This is a genomic window from Mycobacterium sp. UM_Kg1 (assembly GCF_000972925.1).
Classification (GTDB): Bacteria; Actinomycetota; Actinomycetes; order Mycobacteriales; family Mycobacteriaceae; genus Mycobacterium; species Mycobacterium hiberniae.
In genome coordinates, this window is sequence record NZ_JRMK01000246.1 from 1 (window position 1) to 3,550 (window position 3,550).

The window sequence follows — 3,550 nt, forward strand, 5'->3', positions numbered from 1 at the left end:
GGTTGGGCGCGCCGGCCTGCGGCGCCCGGGCACCGATCCGTCGGCGGACCGCGGCCAGTGCGGCCACGGCTTCGGGCACCCCGGCGCGCACCATCACCGCCCCGATGATCGGCAACATCACCAGCGTCAGCACCAGCAGACGCAGCATCGAGCCGCCGGCACCGCGGTCGGTCAGCGTCTGCAGGCCCAGCACTCGATCGGTCAACTCGGCCACCAAGCCGGCGGCCAGAGAGGCGGTCAACGTCACCAGGACGGTGCGGATCACGTCCGGCCCCAGCAGGCGCCAGTGCCCGGCGGGCATGCCCGGGCGGGCGGGCGGCCGCAGGGAGCGGCGCAGCAGCAGATGTCCGACGACGGCCCCGGCGGTAAAGCCCAGCCCGTTGGCCAGCCCCAGGTAGGCGGCGACCAGATCCGGATCGCCGGTCAGGTGCGGGGCCAGTACGGAGGCACCGATCTTCACCGCGGTGATCACCACGATGATGGCGATCGGTGTCCACGGCTGTTCGCGCGCGTAGAAGACCCGCAGCTGCAGCAGCACCATGGCGTAGGGGATCAGCGTGAACGCCGACATGGCGACCGCGGCGCCCAGGTATCCCGCGTCAACGTTGCCGAAGTTGCCGTAGGCGAACAGGGCGCTGCCGATCGCCGGGCCGGCGACGGTCATCACGGCCACGATCGGGATCAGGGTGATCATCATCAGCCGCGTGGCCAGCGACAGATCGGCCAGCACCGCGGGGTCATCGCCGGCGGCGGCGTTGCGGCTCAACCGGGGCATCACCACGGTCAGCACCGTCACGCCGATCATGCCGAACGGCAACTGCAGCAGCAGCCAGGCGTAGTAGTAGATCGCCGGCCCGGAGGCAGCCGCCGTACTGGCGATCTGGTTGGTGACCACCAGTCCGATCTGGCTGATCAGGACATAGAGCACCATCGCCGAGGCCATCGTGCCGAAGCGCTTGAGGCGGTCGTCGATTCCCCACAGCGGGCGCAGGCTGATGTGCTCGCGGCGGATCGCCACCAGCAGGACGACGGTTTGGGCGACGACGCCGGCCGTCGTGCCGACCCCGAGCACCAGCAGCTTGGCGTTGCCCATCCGCACCGGGTCCACCGACAGTTCGCCCGGCACCAGCAGGTAGAGCACCAACGTGGCGATCGCAACCACGTTGTTGACCACCGGTGCCCAGGCCGGCGGCCCAAAAATGTTGCGGGTGTTCAGGATCGCCATGAACACTGAAGACAACCCGTAGCAGATCACCTGCGGCAGCAGCAGATACGCGAATGCGATGGTCAGCGCCTCGTTGACCTGCGGGTCACCACCGAGCATCAGCCGGACCAGCAGCGGGGCGGCCGCCACCGAGATCACGGTGGTGGCCAGCAGCAGCGCGGTGGCCAGCGTGACCAGCCGGCGGACGAACGCCGCGCCGCCGTCGGCGTCGTCGCGTTCGGCGCGGGCCAGCACCGGTACGAAGATCGCGGTGAAGGTCGCCTCCAGCACCAGCGCGGCGATCTGATTCGGCAGCTGGTTGGCCACCGAGAAGGCGCTCGACAGCGCCGCACCCAGGATTGCCGCCAGCAGCACCACCCGAACGAACCCGGTGATCCGGCTGACCAGGGTGGCCAACGCCATCCCCCACGAGCGTGACACCACCGCGGCGTCGCTGAGCTCGGGGCGCGCCGGTTGCGAAGCGGGCGTGCTCACCGGTCCCCGCCGTCATCCGCGGGCACCCGCGCCGGCGTGGCGGCAGGGGGCTGGTCCTCGACCGGCTCGGGCCGGTCCAGGTCGGCGCGGTCGGGCTGGCCACGGAAGCGGTGCCAGAGCCGTCGCCCGGTCAGCACCGACAGCACCGCCGCCGCGGTCATGGTGAACAGGAACAGCACCATGCCGTAGGCGTTGGAGTGCACCGACAGCCGCACCGACTCGCCCAGGGGCAGCCCGCCGGGGGTCTGCAGCGCGGCGTCGACCACGAAGTGCTGGTTGACGCGCACCTCGACCGGAACCCGCAGCGGCAGATATCCCGGCGGCAGCTCCAATTCCCCGACGTCGGTGACCGTCATCCCGGGCGGGGCGTCGACGTGCAGGCGCACCCGGATCGGGACCGCCAGGTCATTGCGCAGCGCCAGCGGCAGCGGGCTGTGCTCGGTGGCCAGCGTGTAGGAGTCGGCGGGATGGACGATGGTGACCCCGCCGATCAGGTCGGCGACGGTGGCGCCGATGATCGCCAGCCGCTGCGCGGCCAGGCCGTTGCGGGCATTGACCGGTTCGGTCTGGGTCAGGGCCCGCAGCATGCCCTCGGCGAGCGGGGCCGTGTAGGCCTCACCGGTCAGCCCGGTGCGGGTGTCGGTGGTCAGCGCAGAGGTCAAGCCCCACAGCCGGGCGATGTCGCCGGCCACCGCGCCGATGACCTCCGGCCCGAAGCCGCCGGCCGGCTGCTGGGCCGGTAGCGGGACCGCGGGCGGGTCGGTGACGTCGCGCGATTCGGCGATCAGGGCGGTCAGGGGCCGGGCCACCGCCAGCCCGGAGCGCAAGGCGGTCGCGAATGTGCTCAGCACCGCCCGCGCGTCGTCGGCGCGGGGCTTCCAGTAGGCCGGCGGCATCAGGATCTCGTTGCGCGGCGCACGGGGGTCCGTGGGGGCTTCCAGCGCGCGCCACAGCATCGAGCCGAGGGCGTCCTGGCGACGGGCCAGCGCCGAGTCGTGGTGCAGCCGCACCGTCAGCGAACCGTCCAGATAGCTGGGCGTGGCCGGTTCGGTGCCCACGGCGGCCAGCGCCGCGCCGACGGCGGGGGCATACGGCGAGAGGACCAGCTGCGGGGACAGCCGCCGCGGGGTGACGTCGGCGGTGACGCCCGACTCGCGGGCCGAGCAGTCACCGGCAGCGATCACCACCGCGTCGCCCTGCGTGCCGATCAGGTCCGCCGAAGCCGCCGTCAGCCGGCCGTCGCCGAGCAGGACCACACCGCGGGTCGAGCTCACCTGCAGGATGCGGTCGACGATGTCGGCGGGCTTAGCCACCGCTATCGCCGCCAGCCCGGCGTCGCCCACCCGAGCCAAGGCGTCCAGGTCGGCCTGCGCGTAGGGGGTGGCCGTGACACAGGTGCGCTGCGCCAGCCGGCGCAACCTTTCCAGCCAGGCCCGGGCGGCGTCGCGGCCGCTGCCCGGATGCGAGGCCGTGCTCTCGGGGGAGTCGGCCACCACGTAGCCGTCCGTCATCGCGTTGACCGTCACCAGCAGGTCCGGGTCGACGGCCAGGCACAACGCCCGGTTGACCACCCCGTTGGAGTCGACCGCCGGGCTCGTGGCGAACTCGGCCGCGGACACCAGCGCCTCCAGGCGACCACCCGGGGCCAGCGACGCCGCCAGTTCGTCGTCGGTGAGCCGCACCGGCCGGGTGCCCCCGGGTGCCCCCGGTGTCAGCCGCGGCCGATCGGCCAGCGGCCAGAACATGGTGAGCCGCACCGGGTGGGAGATGTCGGGGGGAACGGTCCCGGCGACGCCATCGGAGTCCGGGTCGGTTTTGGGCAGACCGGTCACCGGCAGCAGGAACCGGGCG

General features: G+C 72.5%; 2 protein-coding genes. Both read right to left on the reverse strand.

Annotation, left to right across the window (positions count from 1 at the left end; translation table 11 throughout):
• A partial coding sequence (gene murJ, locus LI92_RS20485; protein WP_046322151.1) for a murein biosynthesis integral membrane protein MurJ occupies window positions 1-1,699 on the reverse strand: 1,699 nt, incomplete at its 3' end.
• On the reverse strand, window positions 1,696-3,550 hold a 1,855-nt coding region (locus LI92_RS20490; protein WP_046322150.1), incomplete at its 5' end, for a hypothetical protein. The genes murJ and LI92_RS20490, both read right to left, overlap by 4 nt.